General features: G+C 40.0%; 3 protein-coding genes. All 3 read left to right on the plus strand.

The features are described 5' to 3' along the window. Window positions 1–154: 154 nt before the first annotated feature. Window positions 155–589 carry a hypothetical protein gene (locus tag PSN35_RS07480; protein ID WP_300031625.1) on the plus strand — a complete coding sequence of 145 codons (435 nt, stop codon included), beginning with the start codon at window positions 155–157 and terminating at the stop codon, window positions 587–589. A 13-nt stretch (window positions 590–602) separates the two neighbouring features. After that, window positions 603–968, plus strand: a complete 366-nt coding sequence (locus PSN35_RS07485) for a hypothetical protein (RefSeq protein WP_300031627.1) — start codon at window positions 603–605, stop codon at window positions 966–968. Window positions 969–1056: 88 nt separating this feature from the next. Beyond that, window positions 1057–1641: a GIY-YIG nuclease family protein gene (locus PSN35_RS07490; RefSeq protein WP_300031630.1), complete on the plus strand. Its 585-nt coding sequence runs from the start codon at window positions 1057–1059 to the stop codon at window positions 1639–1641. The last annotated feature ends 204 nt before the right edge of the window (window positions 1642–1845 follow it).

Below are 1845 nucleotides of genomic sequence, written 5' to 3' on the forward strand. Positions count from 1 at the left end.
AATATATGGTGTGCTTAATAATTACACATAACAATCAAATCCACTTGACCGTAAAAAGCGTCATGCCTTTTGCTGTCGCAAAAGCCCTGCCACTTTTTACGTCAAGTGATTTGGGCGTTAGAAGTACAACCAGCCTGCACAAGTAGGAAAATAAATGAGCAGTGATGTAATTACATGGATAGGAACGATACTTACCGCGATAGGTACTGCGGTTACTTTGTGGCAGGCTAGAAAAGTTAAGCGCTATAAAGATCAAGTTGCATTCGATCTCAGAAAAATATCAATTTCAGAGGCAGGTGAAATATTGAGACGGGGTCAGGAGGATTGCCGAAAACTTTTAAAATCTGGTGGTCGAGGGCAAAGCATCGTAAACATATGCGATTCCGTTCAAGAGCGGCTTGATCAAGCAATGAATAGATTTAACCAAAAGTCCCAAGATCACGATATTAAAGAAAAGCTAAGCTCAGCAAATGGCTTACTTCATGAAGTTAGGCAAGGAAACGATACAGAGCAAAACAGTAGCAATCTCCATGTTGTCTTCCAAGAGACAATCCAACTATGTAATGAACGCCTAATGGAAATCAATTGAGGAGGGTCTGACTATGGAAGACTTACAGTCACAAATTAACAAACTTAAGTATCAAATGGGCCTAGTAGGTGAGTCCCTAGATTCTCGCGAACACCCGATTGCTACACTTATAATAGCTATGAATTGGGATGACAAAGACCTCGATAAAGCTCACGATATATTTGAGAAATTTGAAGGTATAGTTGAGTCAGGAAAGGAACCGAATTGGTCTGAATTTGAGCATGATTTTGATCAGCAGTTCGGGATTGGGTACCAAACATTAAAAATGATCGTGCTTGCTTTTCATCGAAACTACCAATGGACTGATGTTTGTGAAGTTTATGCGAAAGCAAAGGAATGTATGGAGTTCCATGAAATTACACGACCAAAAAACTTCTAACAAGCGCATGTTGCCGGACTGGTTTTCCGCTACGCTCCAAACCAGCCGCAAATGCGGGCGTTATGTGTAAAAACAATAGGAGCCATTCTTGAGTAATTCGTATTACGTCTATGCACTAAAAGACCCACGGTCAAATCCTGCAAAAATATTTTATATTGGCAAAGGAACGGGAAGTAGAGCATGGAACCACATCATAAACGTTGATGAAACACGCAAAGGAGTGTTCATTAAAGAAATTATGGAAAGTGGAAAAGAGGTAATGGTGTCACAGTTGGTCAGTTATCTAACTGAAGCACAAGCATTAAAAATCGAATCAGAGTTAATATCAAGCTTCGGCACTATTGATGCTGGTGGCTCTCTTTATAACACTGTTATTCCAACTGGCACAGTGCGTCGTGTTCAAAATAACATTAACGTTCCCACTGGCGTCATTGATAAGGCTCAAATCGGTATAAATTTACTCAAAGATGCTCTAGAGGAATTTGCAGAAGCAAACCCTGATGGAATTACAAATTCTGATTCAGCGCATTATCTTGGTCTTCAAAGTGATAATGATGGAAAACAACAGGATTATTTAACATACAGTGTATTGGGAATTCTGCTTAAAGAGAGTCGAATAATTAGTGTAAAAGAAGGCAGTCGACGTAAATATAAATATGCAAAAAACACATAACAAACGCATAAACACGGACAATTTGCTACGCTGCGCTTCGCAAATTTCCGGTTATGGGAAAAGGGGGGACGCTACCCTTTTTCATTTGCTCAGTGGCAGCGTGGGTTTTTTTGGCTGGGTCAATATAAATGGCAAAAGATTGTTGATATTGGGTTTTGTAGGTGTCAAATTGTTTGAGTTGGGCAGCGTCTAGCCCGAGTTCGG

It is taken from the genome of Candidatus Thioglobus sp. (genome assembly GCF_028599055.1).
In the GTDB taxonomy this organism is placed as follows: domain Bacteria; phylum Pseudomonadota; class Gammaproteobacteria; order PS1; family Pseudothioglobaceae; genus Thioglobus_A.